Source organism: Pseudomonas sp. UBA6276 (assembly GCF_002438365.1).
Classification (GTDB): Bacteria; Pseudomonadota; Gammaproteobacteria; order Pseudomonadales; family Pseudomonadaceae; genus Aquipseudomonas; species Aquipseudomonas coleopterorum.
Genome location: NZ_DJUS01000123.1, coordinates 1 through 16,908, shown reverse-complemented (window position 1 = coordinate 16,908; position 16,908 = coordinate 1). Strand labels below are relative to the sequence as shown.

Genomic DNA, 16,908 nt, shown 5'->3' with positions numbered 1-16,908 from the left:
CGCGGGCAGAGGGCTCGCCGCCCGCCCCGCTCCCACAGGTGTGATGTAAACCCTGTGGGAGCGGGCTCTGCCCGCGAAGAGCGCGCCGCGATAGGTCAGACTACCCGCCACGCTCCCACAATGGGCTCAGCTGGGGCTGCGTTGAAATTCAGGCCCGCTTCGAATGTTGGGCCAATGCCGGCAGCAAGGTCCGGTCGATCGCCTGGCGGACCGCCGGCAGGATGGTCGCGCTGCCCGTCAGCATCTGTTCCACCATCTTGCGCAGGGCCTGGGCCCGGCCGCTGTCCAGGCCGCGCACTGCGCATTCACAGGCCTGCTCGGCCGTGGCGCCTGCGGGCATCTCGAAACCCAGTGCGCGCAGCTGGCCCAGCAGGTCCTCCTGATCAATCAAGTCCGCATGCATCATGATGCTGATCCTTTTTATGGGTGGCGTGACGTTGTCCGGATTCTGGTAGCCGCGCACGCGCTGAGCAAGAGGCGGTGGTCCGCATGGCCGGATTGCACACGAACAGGTCGTTTTTCGCCGTGTTCGCAGCGGCTGTAAGCCAGCCATGTAGCAACCGGGTATGGCACTTGGCGGGGCGGGCCTGAATACCCTTGCCGTTCACTTTCAATGGACGGCAACGGACATGCTCGACTTTCTCTCCTTTCAAGGCGTCGGCCCCTCTCCAGCCCTGGGCCCGATCGGACTGGCGCCACGGCTGAACTTCATCACCGGCGACAACGGTCTGGGCAAGAGCTTCGTGCTCGATACGGCATGGTGGGTGCTGACCCGCACCTGGGCCGCAGGCAAGCCGATCAAGGCGCGCGAGTCGTCGGCGCTGCCGGTCATCGATTATCGTTTCACCGGCGCAGACCGCAGCGCCGGGCAATGGGCCTGGCAGCGAGACCGCTGGGCGCCGGTAGGCGACGTTACCCCGAGCCGTTCGCTGGTGGTGTATGCCCATGCCAACGGCACCTTCAGTGCCTGGGATCCGGTGCGTAATGCGGGTGAGCTGGCGGCCTATCACTTCGATGAAAACCAGCTGTGGCACGGTACGTCGATGGCGGGGCAGGGGCGCTTGTGCAACGGCTTGATCAACGACTGGGTACGCTGGCAGCGTACTTACGGCTGCAAGGCGTTCGCCGCTTTGAAGCAGGTCCTGCGCGCACTGTCACCGTCGCGCGAGGAACTACTGCTGCCCGGTCGGCCGTGCCACATCGGCCTGCTCGATGAAACCGAATACCCGACCCTGCAGCGGCCCCAGGGACGGGTGCCCTTGCCTGAAACTTCCAGTGCGATCCGCCGCGTGGTGGCCCTGGCCTACATGCTGGTCTGGACCTGGGAAGGGCACCGCCGCGCCTGTCGCCTGGCCGGAGTACGGCCGAGCGATGAGCTGGTGTTTCTGGTGGATGAGGTCGAGTGCCATCTGCATGCGCAGTGGCAGCGCCGCATCGTCCCTGCGCTGATGGATGTGGTCGGCGCGTTGACTCGCCAGCGCCTGGCGGTGCAGATGATCGTGGCCACCCATTCGCCGCTGGTGCTGGCCTCCATGGAGACCCGGTTCGTCGAGGCGCGCGATGCGCTGTTCACCTTGAGCGTGGAGGAAGGCCAGGTGCAGTTGCACCAGCAAACCTGGGCGGCTCAGGGCGATGCGGTGAACTGGCTGGTATCCCAGAGTTTCGGTCTGCGCCAGGCCCGCTCGGTGGAAGCGGAAGCGGCCATCGGTGCCGCCGAAGCCTGGATGCGCGGCGAGCGATCCGGCTTGCCCGAGAAGCTGGACAGCGAGGACGCGATCCAGTTGCAGCTGTTGCGAACCTTGCCCACCGGGGATCATTTCTGGCCAGCCTGGATCGTCGCCAAGGGAGGCCTGCCGGCATGATCGAACTCGTTCATCCACTGCCCGAGCCCCACGGCTTCGACGAGCGCTGCCGCCAGCGCGGCAACGCCTGGTTGCAGGACAACCCTGACGTTGGCAGGCCGCGGGACTACTGGTCGCCGTTTCGTCCGCAGTTGGGCGAAGGCTTTGCCAACCGCTGTGCCTTCGGCGCCATGTACATTCCCAGCGGCACCGTGGAGCATTTCATCAGCTGTGATGAGGACCGCGGCATGGCCTACGAGTGGAGCAACTACCGCTATGTCGATGCCTGGATGAACAGTGCCAAGGGCAGCAAGAAAGCCGAGGACTTTCTTGATCCGTTCGAGGTGCGCGAGGGCTGGTTCGAGGTGTTGCTGCCGTCGCTGCAACTGGTGCTGACCGACAAAGTGCCCGAAGCGGTGAGGGCGCGGGCCGAGTACACCCTCAAGCACCTGCCATTGCGCGACGACGAGCGCGTGATGCGCGTGCGGCGGCAGTGGTTGCGCTTGTTCGAGGAGGGCAAGATCGGGCTCGAAGGGCTGCGCGAGATGGCGCCGCTGATTGCCGCGGCGGTGGAGCGGCAGGAAGTGCGTGGTGCAGCTTTCGCGGCCGATGACCGCTCCTACGGTGCAAGCCAAACCCCGTAGGCGCGGTCCGTGGCCGCGAACCACGCAACACGGTATTCAGCCAGGCAACGCAATCCGTCGTCCGGCATACTCGGCTGCAGGCTGATGCCGCTGGGCCTCGAAAGCCTCGCCCAGCACCGCCAGCGAGACCTCCCCGAACACCGCCGATTTGGGCCCCTGCAGATCTACATGCAACAGCATCTGCTCGCTGGCTGCCAGTACTTCGTCCACGCCTTGCAAGTGGAGCGTGTGGTACACCTGCACTCGCTTGCGGTCATGGGCCAGCACCCGCGTGCGCACCTGCACCTCCGTCCCCAGCTTGACCTCATGCAGGTAGTTGAGGTGACATTCCAGGGTGAACAGCGAGTGCTGGTCACGCTGCGGATCGACCCCGATGCGGGCCATGAATGCGTCGGTGGCGTAGCTGAAGATCAACAGGTAGAACGCGTCGCGCAGATGGCCGTTGTAGTCCACCCACTCCGCGAGCACGGGCGTCTGGTAGGTGATCATTCTTCGAAGCTCATGCCGTGGCGGGCCTTGGTCACCCGTACCGCGTCCAGCACCGCCAGCAGGCAATCGTCGCGGTAACGCTCAAGGGCCCCGATACTGTGTTTCCCCAGTTGCGCCGAGGTCCCGGCCACGACGTCGTCGATCAGTGTGTCGGTCAGCTCCGGCGCGGGCAGGTAGGTCCAGGGCAGCTTCAGGGCTGGGCCGAACTGGTTCATGAAGTGCCGCATGCCGGCGTCGCCGCCCGCCAGGGTATAGGTCAGAAAGGTGCCCATGAACGACCAGCGCAAGCCGGCGCCGAAACGAATGGCGTCGTCGATCTCGCCCGTTGTGGCCACACCGTCGTTGACCAGATGCAAGGCTTCGCGCCACAGCGCTTCGAGCAGGCGGTCGGCGATGAAACCGGGCACTTCCTTGCGCACGTGCAGCGGGCGCATACCCAGGCTTTCGTAAACGCTGATAGCCGCCTGGACTGCCTCGGGTGCGGTGTGTCGGCCGCCGACCACTTCCACCAACGGCAGCAGGTAGACCGGGTTGAACGGATGCCCGACCATGCAGCGTTCCGGGTGTGTGGCGCCCTCGTAGAATTCGCTGGGCAGCAGGCCAGAGGTGCTGGAACCGATCAAGGCGTCGGGCTTGGCGGCGGCGCTGATGCGCGCGTGCAGTTCCAGCTTGAGTTCCAGCCGCTCCGGAGCGCTTTCCTGGATGAAGTCGGCGTCGCGCACGCAGTCCTCGACGGTGGCCACGAAGCGCAGCCGCGACTGCGCTGCACCCGCCGCCAGACCTTGCTTGACCAGGGCGGGCCAGGCATTGGCGATGCGCTGGCGCAAGGCAGCTTCGGCACCGGGCGCCGGGTCCCAGGCGACGACGTCCAGGCCATGGGCGAGGGCGCGGGCAACCCAGCCGCTGCCGATGACGCCGCTGCCCAGGGCAGCGAAGGTGTTGATGTGGGTGATGTAGGTCATGGGTTGTTCCTGAAGAGGTGTGTGGGGTGAGGGCCTCTTCGCGCTCCCACAAGATGGGTACGAACCGTGTGGGAGCGGGTCTCTGCCCGCGAAGAGGCCTTTGAGGACACAAAAAAATCACCGCCGAACGAGGTTCATCTTTTGCCGCCCCTCGGCCGGTGTCAGCACCCGAGCCCCCAGCCGGGTCAGAATCTCGCTGGCCCGTTCCACCAGTTGACCGTTGGTGGCCAGCACGCCTTTCTCAAGCCAGATGTTGTCTTCCAACCCGACCCGCACGTTGCCGCCGAGCAGCACAGCCTGCGCGGCCATGGGCATCTGCATGCGGCCGATACCGAAGCCGGCCCACACCGCCTCCGCCGGCAGGTTGTCTACCATGGCCTTCATGGTGGTGGTATCGGCCGGCGCGCCCCAAGGGATGCCCAGGCACAGCTGGAACAGCGGATCGTGCAGCAGTCCTTCCTTGATCATCTGCTTGGCGAACCACAGGTGGCCGGTGTCGAAGATTTCCAGCTCCGCCTTCACCCCCAGCTCGGTGATGCGCCGGGCGCCTGTACGTAGTTGCTCGGGTGTGGATACGTAGATGCTGTTGCCGTCACCGAAATTCAGGGTGCCGCAGTCCAGGGTGCAGATCTCCGGCAGCAGCGCTTCGACATGGGCCAGGCGCGCCAGGGGACCGATCAGGTCGGTGCCAGCACCGAAGGCCATCGGCGTTTCTCCGGGGCCGATTTCCAGGTCGCCGCCCATGCCGGCGGTGAGGTTGACAATGATGTCGATGTCCGCCTCGCGGATGCGCTCCATCACTTCCCGGTACAGCGCCACGTCGCGGCTGAAGCGGCCGGTCTGTGGGTCGCGTACGTGGCAGTGCACCACGGTGGCCCCGGCCTTGGCGGCTTCCACGGCCGCAGCGGCGATCTGCTTCGGCGTAACGGGAACGTGAGGGCTTTTGGCGGTGGTATCGCCAGCACCGGTCAAGGCGCAGGTGATGATGACGTCGTGGTTCATTGCAGGGATCCTTATGGGTCTGTGCTGTGTGGCTGGTGCTGCGCAGTCTTGTCCATCTACGGTGGTGAACCCTTCGCGGGTAGAACCCGCTCCCACAGGTGCGGCGCGGTCCACCGTTTACGGTGGTGAACCGTTCACGGGTAGAAATCGCTCCCACAGGCGCCGCTGCTACAGGGTGCTCAGGAGGCGGGTTTGCCGTCGAAGGTGGTCACGCCTTGCAGCCAGCGCTGGCGGTCTTGCGGGTGGTCCTTGAGCCATTGCCGGGCCGAGTCGAAGGCGTCCTTGTGCTCCAGCAGCGGTTGCATCATTCGGCTCTCGTCTGTGGCCGTGAAGGTCAGGTTGCTCAGCAGCTTGTCCGCGTTCGGGCAGCGGCTGGCGTAGTCCGGCGCGGTCACCGTCCACACCGTGGCCATGCCTTCGTTCGGACCCAGGGCGTCTTCGCTGCCGGTCAGGTAGGTCATGTCCTGGTTGACGTTCATCGGGTGCGGCGCCCAGCCGAAGAACACGATGGCCTCGTTGCGCTTCACCGCGCGGGTCACCGCCGACAGCATCCCGGCCTCGCTGGACTCCACCAGTTGAAAGTCACCCAGCCCGAAGCGGTTCCTGGCGATCATGTCCTTGATCTGGGTATTGGCGCCGGACCCCGGCTCGATGCCGTAGATCTTGCCGCCCAGTTCCTTCTTGAATCTGGCGATGTCGGCGAAGCTTTTCAGGCCCTTGTCGGCCAGGTAGGTCGGTACGGCCAGGGTGGCGCGGGCGTCCTTGAGGCTCGGTTGGTCGAGCACGCGCACCTGCTTCTGCTCCACGAAGGGCGTGATGGTCTGGGTCATCAGCGGGTTCCAGTAGCCCAGGAACATGTCCAGGCGCTGGTCGCGAATCCCGGCGAAGATGATCTGCTGGGAAGCGCTGGTCTGTTTGACGTTGTAGCCCAGGTCTTCAAGCAGCACTTGGGTCATGGCGCTGGTGGCGATCACATCGGTCCAGTTGACCACGCCCAGGCGCACGTTCTTGCAGCTGGCCGGTTCCGCAGCGCTGGCGATGCTGGTCAACAGTGCGGTACCGGTAAGCATCAGCAGGCAGCAGCTGATCAGTCTGTTCATGATGGCTCCCTCAAGCGGCAGTTCGAATTGTTATGGGGGCGGTGTCTACGCACCGTTTGCATAAGGTACGCAGCCTGCTGCGGGAAAAATCGCACTGCGGCGACCGGCGCTTGCACAGTGGCGACGTGCTGGGTATTAGTGGTGTTTCACAAAGCCCTCTTCGCGGGCAGAGGGCTCGCCGCCCGCCCCGCGCCCACAGGATTGCGCCGCAGAAATCACAGAGCACGCCATGGCCCAAGACTTCCACTTTCTGCTGCTGCCCGGCTTTTCTGCGATGGGTTTCATCTCGGCCATCGAGCCGCTGCGTGTGGCCAACCGCTTTCGTGGCGAGCTTTACCGTTGGCAGGTGCTGAGCCTGGATGGCGGCGCGGTGCTGGCCAGCAACGGCATGTCGGTGAATGCCGACAGCGCGCTCGGGTCGCTGGCCAACGGCGCGACATTGCTGGTGGTGGCCGGCTTCGAGCCGTTGGCGACCTTCGATGTGGCATTGCGCGACTGGCTGCGCCGTCTGGATCGCGAAGGGGTGACGCTGGGCGGCATCGACACCGGCAGTTTTGTCCTGGCCGAAGCGGGCCTGCTCGAGCGCCACCGGGTCGCGCTGCACTGGGAGGCTCTGGACGCCTTCCGCGAGTCCTATCCTGCACTGAGCGCCAGCCAGGAACTGTTCGAAACCGACAGCGCGCGCATCACCTGCGCCGGTGGTACCGCCTGCATCGACCTGATGCTCGATCTGATCGGCCAGGCCCACGGCAGCGAGCTGGCGATCCAGGTGTCGGAGCAATTCGTGGTTGGCCGCATCCGGCCGCGCAAGGACCATCAGCGCATGCAGATCGCCTCGCGCTACGGCATCGACAACAAGAAGCTGGTGCAAGTGATCGGCGAGATGGAACAGCACACCGAACCGCCGCTGAGCACGCTGCAACTGGCCGAGCTGGCCAAGGTCACGCGACGCCAGTTGGAGCGCTTGTTCCGGCTGCACTTGAACGACACGCCAAGCAACTTCTACCTGCGCCTGCGTCTGGAGAAAGCCCGGCAATTACTGCGGCAGACACCGATGAGTGTGCTGGAGGTGAGCATCGCCTGTGGTTTCGATTCACCGTCGTATTTCACCCGCAGCTATCGGGCGCGTTTTGCCCGCTGTCCGCGGGAGGATCGGCGCCAGTAAAGCCAATGCATATGTACCGTTCCTGCACGCCATGCGGCCGCTAACCTGCGCGCTCATTCATCGATAAAGGAATCATCGAAATGGGCAAGCACGTCATTGCATCGAGCCTGGTTACCGCGGCGCTTCTGACCTTGGCCGGGCCGGCATCGGCCGCCTGGTACGACTGTCGCGTCATCGACAATCAGGCGGCCGACGCCTGGGACAACACGCTGGTGGACCTGCCCGTGGAGGCCGACAACCTGGCGGATGCCGAGGGCAAGACCCGCGCCTTCATGGCGCAGGACCCTGGCAATCCGACCGACATCAGCCTGAATTGCCGGGTAAACGAGGAGGAGTGAAGGGTGGCTGATGCTCCCTTGATCACTGGGGCTTGATCACCGGGCCTTGAGCAATACCGCGCAGGCGGCCTTGTAGGCTTCGTGCTGGTACTTGTTCAAGGTACCCGGCAGCTCGGCCAGCTTCTTGGCCTGGGCGCTGATGGTCTGCGGCGACACCAGCACCGCCTCGCAGCCTTCGAGCAGCTGCAGCACGCCTTCGATCTTGAAGGTGGTCGGCCCGCCGGCGAACCCGCCTTTCTTGCCGCGTTTCTTGACGGCGAGCATCTTCAACCCGTTATCGCGGACGAAAGCGGCCACCTGTCCCTGGAACTGCCGCACGTTCGCGGCGATGTCATCGTCTTCCAGGGCAATCTTCTTCAAAGAGGTGGGCAGATGCGCCAACGCGGCATCACCGTATTCCACCACCGCGAAGATCGCTTCGCTACCCTTGATCTCGACCCCGGCTATTTTCACGCTCACTCCAGGCCCACCGATTGCAGGAACTCGGAACGCTCGTCGCTCTTCTGCGCGCGGCAGTCGTTCTGGGCGATTTCATAGGCCTTGGTGCCTTTGCCGGCATTGACCGTGTACACGTCGCAATCAGCATCGCGCGACTTGGTCCACAGGTCCTGAGCCGCCTTGAGCCTGTCGGTGAACGCCTTTAGCTCGGGTGAGCCCTTGGGGAACTGGGAGTTGATGCGGTCGAGCAGGTCAGTGTACGACTCGCTCATTTCGGTTTCCGACGTCTTGCGGTTGTAGGCCGAGCAATCGTAGCTCTGCTGATCGGTCTCCACGTTGTCGCACGGGGTGGGGCCATCGGCCTCTTCGGCCTGGGCGGCGAAGGACAGCAGGGCAAGCATCAGCAGCGTGAATCTCATGAGGATCTACCTAACCCGTTGAACAGTGATGATTACCGGTGATTCTGTCTCAGGGGCGGGGTAAAGCATAGGGGCAGAGCGATGGCAGGCAGCATTTTTCATGGAGTGGCCGGACGCGGTTCCGTTTTGCGTCGGGCGTTGACGCTTTCGGCAATTCCCCTGTCGTTTTTGCATCCGGTCGCCGTGTCGCTCAGGCATATGCTGGCCCCATGAAGCGCCGGCATACGATTCGGCGCCTGACTTGCCTGATGGGGACCGCCTGATGAGCCCAGCCGAATTGCACGCCGACAGCATCGTTATCGACGGGCTGATCATTGCCAAATGGAACCGCGAGCTGTTCGAGGACATGCGCAAGGGCGGTCTGACCATGGCCAACTGCACGGTGTCGGTGTGGGAAGGCTTCCAGGCCACCGTCGACAGCATCTGCAAGAGCCAGAAGCTGATGCGCGAGAACAGCGACCTGGTGATGCCCGTGCGCACCACCGCCGACATTCGCAAGGCCAAGGAAATCGGCAAGACCGGCATCCTTTTCGGCTTCCAGAACGCCCATGCCTACGAGGACCAGATCGGCTACGTGGAAGTGTTCAAGCAGCTGGGCGTGGGCATCGTGCAGATGTGCTACAACACCCAGAACCTGGTCGGGACCGGCTGCTACGAGCGCGACGGCGGGCTGTCCGGGTTCGGCCGCGAAATCGTCGCCGAGATGAACCGCGTGGGGGTGATGTGCGACCTGTCCCACGTTGGCTCGAAAACCAGTGAAGAAGTCATTCTCGAATCCAAGAAGCCGGTGTGCTACTCCCACTGCCTGCCTTCGGGCCTCAAGGAACACCCGCGCAACAAGTCCGACGAAGAACTGAAGTTCATCGCCGACCATGGCGGCTTCGTCGGCGTGACCATGTTCGCGCCGTTCCTGGCCAAGGGCATCGATTCGACCATCGACGACTACGCCGAAGCCATCGAATACACCATGAACATCGTCGGCGAAGACGCCATCGGCATCGGCACCGACTTCACCCAGGGCCACGGCCAGGACTTCTTCGAATACCTGACCCACGACAAGGGCTACGCCCGCCGCCTGACCAGCTTCGGCAAGATCATCAACCCGCTGGGCATCCGCACCGTGGGCGAATTCCCCAACCTCACCGAAACCCTGCTCAAGCGCGGCCACAGCGAACGCGTGGTGCGCAAGATCATGGGCGAGAACTGGGTCAACGTCCTCAAGGACGTCTGGGGCGAATGAATACCTCTGGAGCCTACTGCGCCCGCCGATAGCTGCGTCAGGTCCTCGCGAAAAGCTCGCCGTACCTCGGTACTGTCTCGCCTTTCACTCCGGTCCTTCCTTGCTCTCGACGTGCTCGCTACGGCTCCAAAGGCATTCACACAACTGTCTATCTACGAGCAAAGCGGTTCTGCGTTGCTTTCTCGAATCATGTTTATCGGAGATCACTCATCATGGCCAAGATCGCCCCGCAACTGCCCATCGAAGTCGATAGCGAAACCGGCGTCTGGACTTCCGATGCCCTGCCGATGCTGTACGTGCCACGCCACTTTTTCGTCAACAACCACATGGGTATCGAGGAAGTGCTGGGCGCCGACGCCTATGCCGAGATCCTCTACAAGGCTGGCTACAAATCCGCCTGGCACTGGTGCGAGAAAGAAGCCGAATGCCATGGCCTGGAAGGCGTCGCGGTGTTCGAGCACTACATGAAGCGTCTGTCGCAGCGCGGCTGGGGGCTGTTCAAGATCCAGGACATCGATCTGGATAAAGGCACCTGCAGCGTCAAGCTGGAACACTCCTGCTTCGTCTACGTGTACGGCAAGGTCGGGCGCAAGGTCGACTACATGTTCACCGGCTGGTTCGCCGGGGCCATGGACCAGATTCTCGCCGCCCGCGGCAGCAGCATTCGTACCGTCGCCGAGCAAGTCTACGGCGGCTCCGAAGAAGGTCACGAAGATGGCCTCTTCACCGTGAAACCGTTGTAAGTCGAGGAAGACGCCGCCATGGCTTTCGAAGCGATGTTCCAGCCGATCCAGATCGGCAAGCTGACGATCCGCAACCGCGTGCTCAGCACCGCGCACGCCGAGGTCTACGCCACCGATGGCGGCATGACCACCGATCGTTACGTCAAATACTACGAAGAGAAAGCAAAAGGCGGGATAGGCCTGGCCATCTGCGGCGGCTCCTCCAGCGTGGCCATCGACAGCCCTCAGGGCTGGTGGAAATCGGTGAACCTGGCCACCGACAAGATCATTCCGCACTTCCAGAACCTGGCCGATGCCATGCACAAACATGGCGCCAAGATCATGATCCAGATCACCCACATGGGCCGTCGCTCGCGCTGGGACGGCGAGCACTGGCCGACGCTGATGTCGCCTTCGGGCATTCGCGAGCCGGTGCACCGCGCCACCTGCAAGACCATCGAGCCCGAAGAGATCTGGCGCGTGATCGGCAACTACGCCAGCGCTGCGGCGCGGGCCAAGGCCGGTGGCCTGGACGGCGTGGAACTGTCGGCGGTGCACCAGCACATGATCGACCAGTTCTGGAGCCCACGGGTCAACAAGCGTACCGACGAGTGGGGCGGCAGCTTCGAAAACCGCATGCGCTTCGGCATCGAGGTGATCAAGGCCGTGCGCAAGGAAGTCGGCGACGACTTCTGCGTGGGCCTGCGCATCTGCGGCGACGAGTTCCATCCCGACGGCCTCAGCCACGAGGACATGAAGGAAATCGCCAAGTACTACAGCGACACCGGCATGCTCGATTTCCTCGGCGTGGTGGGCTCGGGTTGCGACACCCACAACACGCTGGCCAACGTCATCCCCAACATGAGCTATCCACCGGAGCCGTTCCTGCACCTGGCGGCGGGTATCAAGGAAGTGGTGAACATCCCGGTGCTGCACGCGCAGAACATCAAGGATCCCAACCAGGCCACGCGCATTCTGGAAGGCGGCTACGTGGACATGGTCGGCATGACCCGCGCGCACATCGCCGACCCGCACCTGATCGCCAAGATCAAGATGGGCCAGGTCGATCAGATCAAGCAATGCGTGGGTGCCAACTACTGCATCGACCGGCAGTATCAGGGCCTGGACGTGTTGTGCATCCAGAACGCCGCCACGTCGCGGGAATACATGGGCGTGCCGCACATCATCGAAAAATCCACCGGCGTGAAGCGCAAGGTGGTGGTGGTCGGTGCCGGCCCGGCCGGTATGGAAGCGGCGCGCGTGTCGGCCGAACGCGGCCACGACGTGACCCTGTTCGAGAAGAAGGAATTCATCGGCGGCCAGATCACCACGGCGTCCAAGGCGCCGCAGCGTGACCAGATCGCTGGCATCACCCGCTGGTTCCAGTTGGAGCTGGCACGCTTGAAAGTCGATCTGCGCCTGGGCACTGCCGCCGATGCCGACACCCTCATGGACCTGCGCCCGGACATCGTCGTGCTGGCCGTGGGCGGTCATCCGTTTCTCGAGCAGGGCGAGCACTGGGGCGCCGCCGAGGGTCTGGTGGTCAGCAGCTGGGACGTGCTCGATGGCAAGGTCGCGCCGGGCAAGAACGTCCTGGTGTACGACACCATCTGCGAGTTCACCGGGATGTCGGTGGCCGACTTCCTGGCCGACAAGGGCAGCCAGGTCGAGATCGTCACCGACGACATCAAGCCGGGCGTGGCGATCGGCGGTACGTCGTTCCCGACCTACTACCGCAGCATGTACCCCAAGGAAGTGATCATGACCGGCGACCTCATGCTGGAAAAGGTCTACCGCGAGGGCGACAAGCTGGTGGCGGTGCTGGAGAACGAATACACCGGCGCCAAGGAAGAACGGGTGGTCGATCAGGTGGTGGTGGAGAACGGCGTGCGGCCCGACGAGAAGCTCTACTACGAACTCAAGCAGGGTTCGCGCAACAAGGGCCAGATGGACATCGACGCCCTGTTCGCGATCCAGCCGCAGCCGTCGTTGAGTACCACGGGCGACGACTATCTGCTGTTTCGCATCGGCGACTGCGTGGCCCAGCGCAACACCCACGCCGCGATCTACGACGCGCTGCGCCTGTGCAAGGATTTTTGACGCCGTCCCGGTGCACTGTGATCTCTGTGGGAGCGGGCTCTGCCCGCGAATTGGACCCCCGCGGTGCCTCTTTCGCGGGCAGAGCCCGCTCCCACAGAGCCCGCTCCGACAGAGTCCGCGTCGGCTTCCCGTTATTGGGACCTCTTGGTCCGCAGGGGCTTCACCATGCTGAATACACTGCTTCCCATCCTGCTGTTCGCCGCCCTGGCCCTGGCTGTCCTGGGCGCGGTGCGGCGAATCAATATGTGGCGCCGCGGCCGGCCTTCACAGGTCGATCTGCTGGGCGGCCTACTGGCCATGCCCAAGCGCTACATGGTCGACCTGCACCATGTGGTCGCCCGCGACAAATACATCGCCAATACCCACGTGGCCACGGCCGGTGGCGCGGTGTTGGCGGCGGTGCTGGCGGTGGTGGTGCACGGCTTCGGCCTGCACAACCGTATTCTTGGCTACGCGCTGCTGTTGGCCACGGCGATGATGTTCGTCGGGGCCTGCTTCGTCTACGCCCGCCGCCTCAACCCGCCCGCGCGCTTGTCCAAGGGCCCGTGGATGCGCCTGCCGAAAAGCCTGCTGATGTTCTCGGCGACCTTCTTCATCGCCACCTTGCCGGTGGCCGGTATCCTGCCGATGAACTTCGGCGGCTGGGTGCTGGCCGTGGTACTGGGCATCGGCGTGGCCTGGGGCGTATCCGAGTTGTTTCTCGGGCTGACCTGGGGTGGCCCGATGAAGCACGCCTTCGCCGGCGCCCTGCACCTGGCCTGGCACCGCCGCGCCGACCGCTTCGGCGGCGGTCGCTCGACCGGCCTGAAGCCGCTGGACCTGAATGACCCCACGGCACCGCTGGGTGTGGAAAAGCCCAAGGACTTCACCTGGAACCAGTTGCTGGGCTTCGATGCCTGCGTGCAGTGCGGTAAGTGCGAGGCCGCCTGCCCGGCGTTCGCCGCTGGCCAGCCGCTGAACCCCAAGAAGCTCATTCAGGACATGGTCGTGGGCCTGGCCGGTGGCACCGATGCCAGGTTCGCCGGCAGCCCGTACCCTGGCAAGGCCATCGGCGAGCACGGCGGCAATCCCCATCAGCCGATCGTCAACGGGCTGGTCGATGCCGACACGCTGTGGTCGTGCACCACCTGCCGCGCCTGTGTGGAAGAGTGCCCGATGATGATCGAGCACGTCGACGCCATCGTCGACATGCGCCGCCACCTGACTCTGGAAAAAGGCGCCACCCCCAACAAGGGCGCCGAAGTGCTGGATAACCTGATCGCCACCGACAACCCCGGCGGCTTCAACCCCGGTGGCCGCATGAACTGGGCCGCGGACCTGAATCTGCAGCTGTTCGGCGACAAGAAAAACGCCGATGTGCTGTTCTGGGTTGGCGACGGCGCTTTCGACATGCGCAACCAGCGCACCCTGCGCGCCTTCGTCAAGGTGCTGAAAGCCGCCAAGGTCGATTTCGCCGTGCTGGGTCTCGAAGAACGCGACAGCGGCGACGTGGCCCGGCGACTGGGCGACGAGGCGACCTTCCAGCTGCTGGCCAAGCGCAATATCGGCACCTTGGGCAAGTACAGCTTCAAGCGCATCGTCACCTGCGATCCGCACAGCTTTCATGTCTTGAAGAACGAATACGGTGCCCTGGGCGGTCACTACGAAGTGCTGCACCACAGCACCTTCATGGCTGAACTGGTCACTGCGGGCAAGCTCAAGCTCGGCCAGCACAAGGGGGGCAGCGTCACCTACCACGACCCGTGCTACCTGGGCCGCTACAACGGCGAGTACCAGGCGCCGCGCGACGTGCTCAAGGCCTTGGGCATCGAGGTCAGGGAAATGCAGCGCTCGGGCTTCCGTTCCCGTTGCTGCGGTGGCGGCGGCGGCGCGCCGATCACCGACATTCCCGGCAAGCAGCGGATCCCCGATATGCGTATGGAAGACATTCGCGAGACTCAGGCCGAACTGGTCGCCGTCGGCTGCCCGCAATGCACGGCCATGCTCGAAGGCGTGGTCGAACCGCGGCCCTTGATCAAGGACATCGCCGAACTGGTGGCCGAGGCATTGCAGGAAGAGCCTGTCGCGCCCGCCAAGCCGGTTCCGGCCAAACGTGAAGTCGCCGCGGAGGTGAACTGATGAGCGACATTATTCGCCGCGATCCGCGGGCCGAGTGGATCGCCCGCAACCGGCTGCACCCGTTGCACAGTGCCATGCAGCCACAGGCCAGTGCGTGGATGGGACCCAACGGGGTGATGCGCAAGAACCCCCATGGCATCGGCTTCATCGGCCCCAACGGCGTCAAGCGAATCGATCGCAGCGGTGCTCAACAGGGCGGTGGCAGCAAGCGTTCGGCGGCGACGACCGTGCAACTGCCGCTGCATCAAGTAGCGGCGCCAGCGTTCTATGTTGCAGTGGTACCGGACATGGTCGGCGGCCGCCTGAGCAGTCACGATCGCGATCTGCTGGGCCTGGCGCATCGACTGGCCGCAGAGGGCGGTGCGGTACTGGCCATCGTCTTCGGCGAGCACAAGGAAACCGCCTTCGACACAGCCGGCGTGGATCGCTTGCTGGTACTCGATGGCAACGAATTCGAAGGCTATGCGCCCGAGCAGCGCATTCAGGGCCTGCAGGCTGTGGATACCCAGTTCGCCCCGCGGCACTGGCTGCTGCCGGACAGCCGCAGTGGTGGCGGTGAACTGGGTCGGCGCTTTGCCGCTCGTCTGGGTGAGCGCCCCGCGACACGGGTATGGCAGGTCAAGGACGGTCAGTGCGTCAGCCGTGCCGGTGCTGGCCAGCAGGACATTGCCCGGCCGCTGCCGCGCTTGATGCTGGCGGCCGCCGAGTGCGCCGAACCGGTGGATGAAACCCGTCACGAAGTGCTGCCGGTGGCGTTGTCCACCGCCGTGGCGCGCAGCCTGCCGCGCATCGAGGACCTGGGTGCCGTGGCGGTCGACCCTGCGGCCATCCCGATGGCCGAATCCGAATTCATCTTCTCCGGCGGCAACGGGGTGAAGGATTGGGAATTGTTCCACCGCACCGCCCAGGCGCTGGGGGCGACCGAAGGGGCTTCGCGGGTAGCGGTGGACGACGGCTTCATGCTTCGCGATCGGCAGGTGGGCGCCAGTGGTACCTGGGTGACCGCACGGGTCTATGTGGCCGTGGGTATCTCCGGTGCGATCCAGCATTTGCAGGGCATCGGCGGCTGCGACAAGGTCATTGCCATCAACCTGGATCCCGGCTGCGACATGATCAAGCGCGCGGACCTGTCGGTGATCGGCGACAGCCAGGCGATCATGCTGGCCTTGATCGACGCCATCCAGGCCTACCGCAACCCGGCCAAACGCGACGCTGCCTGAGGCACGACTCGATGAGAGAGACTCAACCATGAACACCAAGGTCATCAGTCTGGTTTCCATCGGCGCCCACCCGACCTCCGGCCGGCCTCGGCGCGCCGACCAGGACTCGCGCGCCGTGGAGCTGGGCCTGCAATTGGCGGGCGACGACTTGCAGGTGCTGCATGCCGGTGACGTCGCCGAGCCGGCCCTGCGCGCTTATCTGGGCATGGGCCTGCAACAGTTGCACGTGCTAGAGCAGCCGCAGGGCGCCGATGCGCTGCCGGTACTGTGCGACTACCTGCAAGGCGCCGGCGCCCAGCTGGTGCTGACCGGGACCCAGGCCGAAACCGGCGAAGGTTCGGGCATGTTGCCGTTTCTGTTGGCCGAAAAGCTCGGCTGGCCACTGATCGTGGGTTTGGCGGAGGTGGAGTCCATCGACGACGGGGTAGCGCAGGTGTTGCAAGCTTTGCCCCGTGGTCAGCGACGTCGGTTGAGCGTGCGCCTGCCCTTGCTGGCCACAGTCGACAACGCGGCGCCCAAACCCCGGCAAAGCGCCTATGGCCCCGCTCAACGGGGTAGGCTGGCGGTCGATGAGGTGGAAGTGATCAACGACGAGTTGTTCGACAGCGCCGAATTGCAACCGGCCAAGCCCCGGCCCAAACGGCTCAAGGTGATCAAGGCCAAAAGCGGCGCCGACCGCATGAAAGCCGCCACGGCCAAGGCCAGCGGCGGCGGGGGGCAGGTGCTCAAAGGCCTGAGCGCCGAAGAGGGCGCGCAGGCGGTGCTCAAGGCGTTGATCGAGGAAGGTGTGGTGCGTTGATCGTATCGCGCGTTGCTGCAGTGCCAACGCGCTGACCCCGGACGCGGTCTTCCAGTTACACCGCATGCACCGCCGACGCGGCTCGCGCCGCTGCTACAGAAACACTGCGATCCCTATAGCAGCGGCGCAAGCCGCGTCCGGCCTCAACGCGGTCCTCCAGATGCACCGCATGCACCGTCGACGCGGCTCGCGCCGCTGCTACAGAAACACCGCGATCCCCTGTAGCAGCGGTGCAAGCCGCGTCCGGCCTCAACGCGGTGAACCAGGTACACCGCATGCACCGCCGACGCGGCTCGCGCCGCTGCTACAGA

The 16,908-nt window shown here is 64.5% G+C and carries 17 protein-coding genes; 10 read left to right on the top strand and 7 right to left on the bottom strand.

Going from position 1 to position 16,908, the window contains the following annotated elements; genetic code table 11:
- Positions 1 to 148: 148 nt before the first annotated feature.
- A complete protein-coding gene (locus B2V21_RS14475) occupies positions 149 to 406 on the bottom strand; it encodes a hypothetical protein (protein ID WP_056844664.1) in 258 nt (85 codons plus the stop codon).
- A gap of 223 nt (positions 407 to 629) precedes the next feature.
- On the opposite strand from B2V21_RS14475, the gene B2V21_RS14470 reads away from it, so the two are divergent.
- Both B2V21_RS14470 and B2V21_RS14465 read left to right on the top strand, forming a co-directional pair.
- Positions 630 to 1,862, top strand: a complete 1,233-nt coding sequence (locus B2V21_RS14470; protein ID WP_286917208.1) for an AAA family ATPase — start codon at positions 630 to 632, stop codon at positions 1,860 to 1,862.
- Positions 1,859 to 2,485, top strand: a complete 627-nt coding sequence (locus tag B2V21_RS14465) for a hypothetical protein (RefSeq protein ID WP_286917207.1) — start codon at positions 1,859 to 1,861, stop codon at positions 2,483 to 2,485. Before B2V21_RS14470 ends, B2V21_RS14465 begins: the two co-directional genes overlap by 4 nt.
- A gap of 36 nt (positions 2,486 to 2,521) precedes the next feature.
- Here the strand turns inward: B2V21_RS14465 and B2V21_RS14460 are convergent, their stop codons facing one another.
- The 4 genes from B2V21_RS14460 to choX all read right to left on the bottom strand — a co-directional run bounded on the left by B2V21_RS14460 (position 2,522) and on the right by choX (position 6,038).
- Positions 2,522 to 2,974 (bottom strand): thioesterase family protein, encoded by a 453-nt coding sequence (locus B2V21_RS14460; protein WP_286917206.1) that lies wholly within the window; start codon positions 2,972 to 2,974, stop codon positions 2,522 to 2,524.
- Entirely contained in the window at positions 2,971 to 3,936 is a 966-nt protein-coding gene (locus tag B2V21_RS14455; protein ID WP_286917205.1) for an L-carnitine dehydrogenase, read from the bottom strand. Before B2V21_RS14455 ends, B2V21_RS14460 begins: the two co-directional genes overlap by 4 nt.
- A 117-nt stretch (positions 3,937 to 4,053) precedes the next feature.
- Positions 4,054 to 4,938 carry a 3-keto-5-aminohexanoate cleavage protein gene (locus B2V21_RS14450; RefSeq protein ID WP_286917204.1) on the bottom strand — a complete coding sequence of 295 codons (885 nt, stop codon included), beginning with the start codon at positions 4,936 to 4,938 and terminating at the stop codon, positions 4,054 to 4,056.
- A 179-nt stretch (positions 4,939 to 5,117) separates the two neighbouring features.
- Positions 5,118 to 6,038, bottom strand: a complete 921-nt coding sequence (gene choX / locus B2V21_RS14445) for a choline ABC transporter substrate-binding protein (RefSeq protein WP_286917203.1) — start codon at positions 6,036 to 6,038, stop codon at positions 5,118 to 5,120.
- A 229-nt stretch (positions 6,039 to 6,267) separates the two neighbouring features.
- Here choX and B2V21_RS14440 point away from each other — a divergent pair, with 229 nt between their 5' ends.
- Positions 6,268 to 7,203 carry a GlxA family transcriptional regulator gene (locus B2V21_RS14440; protein ID WP_286917202.1) on the top strand — a complete coding sequence of 312 codons (936 nt, stop codon included), beginning with the start codon at positions 6,268 to 6,270 and terminating at the stop codon, positions 7,201 to 7,203.
- Between the two features lie 80 nt (positions 7,204 to 7,283).
- Positions 7,284 to 7,541, top strand: a complete 258-nt coding sequence (locus B2V21_RS14435) for a hypothetical protein (protein ID WP_056844657.1) — start codon at positions 7,284 to 7,286, stop codon at positions 7,539 to 7,541.
- A 36-nt stretch (positions 7,542 to 7,577) separates the two neighbouring features.
- On the opposite strand, the gene B2V21_RS14430 is transcribed toward B2V21_RS14435, so the two are convergent.
- A complete protein-coding gene (locus B2V21_RS14430; protein ID WP_286917201.1) occupies positions 7,578 to 7,994 on the bottom strand; it encodes a DUF3010 family protein in 417 nt (138 codons plus the stop codon).
- 2 nt (positions 7,995 to 7,996) lie between these two features.
- Positions 7,997 to 8,398 (bottom strand): lysozyme inhibitor LprI family protein, encoded by a 402-nt coding sequence (locus B2V21_RS14425; RefSeq protein ID WP_286917200.1) that lies wholly within the window; start codon positions 8,396 to 8,398, stop codon positions 7,997 to 7,999.
- Between the two features lie 262 nt (positions 8,399 to 8,660).
- Here B2V21_RS14425 and B2V21_RS14420 point away from each other — a divergent pair, with 262 nt between their 5' ends.
- The 6 genes from B2V21_RS14420 (at position 8,661) to B2V21_RS14395 (ending at position 16,597) form a co-directional block, all read left to right on the top strand.
- Positions 8,661 to 9,638: a dipeptidase gene (locus B2V21_RS14420; RefSeq protein WP_049861388.1), complete on the top strand. Its 978-nt coding sequence runs from the start codon at positions 8,661 to 8,663 to the stop codon at positions 9,636 to 9,638.
- A 212-nt stretch (positions 9,639 to 9,850) separates the two neighbouring features.
- Positions 9,851 to 10,381 carry a DUF5943 domain-containing protein gene (locus B2V21_RS14415; RefSeq protein WP_049861387.1) on the top strand — a complete coding sequence of 177 codons (531 nt, stop codon included), beginning with the start codon at positions 9,851 to 9,853 and terminating at the stop codon, positions 10,379 to 10,381.
- A gap of 18 nt (positions 10,382 to 10,399) precedes the next feature.
- On the top strand, positions 10,400 to 12,460 hold the full coding sequence (dgcA, locus tag B2V21_RS14410; RefSeq protein ID WP_282349430.1) for a dimethylglycine demethylation protein DgcA: 2,061 nt from the start codon (positions 10,400 to 10,402) through the stop codon (positions 12,458 to 12,460).
- Between the two features lie 165 nt (positions 12,461 to 12,625).
- Positions 12,626 to 14,578 carry a dimethylglycine demethylation protein DgcB gene (dgcB, locus tag B2V21_RS14405; protein ID WP_286917199.1) on the top strand — a complete coding sequence of 651 codons (1,953 nt, stop codon included), beginning with the start codon at positions 12,626 to 12,628 and terminating at the stop codon, positions 14,576 to 14,578.
- A complete protein-coding gene (locus B2V21_RS14400) occupies positions 14,578 to 15,798 on the top strand; it encodes an electron transfer flavoprotein subunit alpha/FixB family protein (RefSeq protein ID WP_286917198.1) in 1,221 nt (406 codons plus the stop codon). Before dgcB ends, B2V21_RS14400 begins: the two co-directional genes overlap by 1 nt.
- 28 nt (positions 15,799 to 15,826) lie before the next feature.
- Entirely contained in the window at positions 15,827 to 16,597 is a 771-nt protein-coding gene (locus B2V21_RS14395) for an electron transfer flavoprotein subunit beta (protein ID WP_286917197.1), read from the top strand.
- Positions 16,598 to 16,908 lie beyond the last annotated feature (311 nt).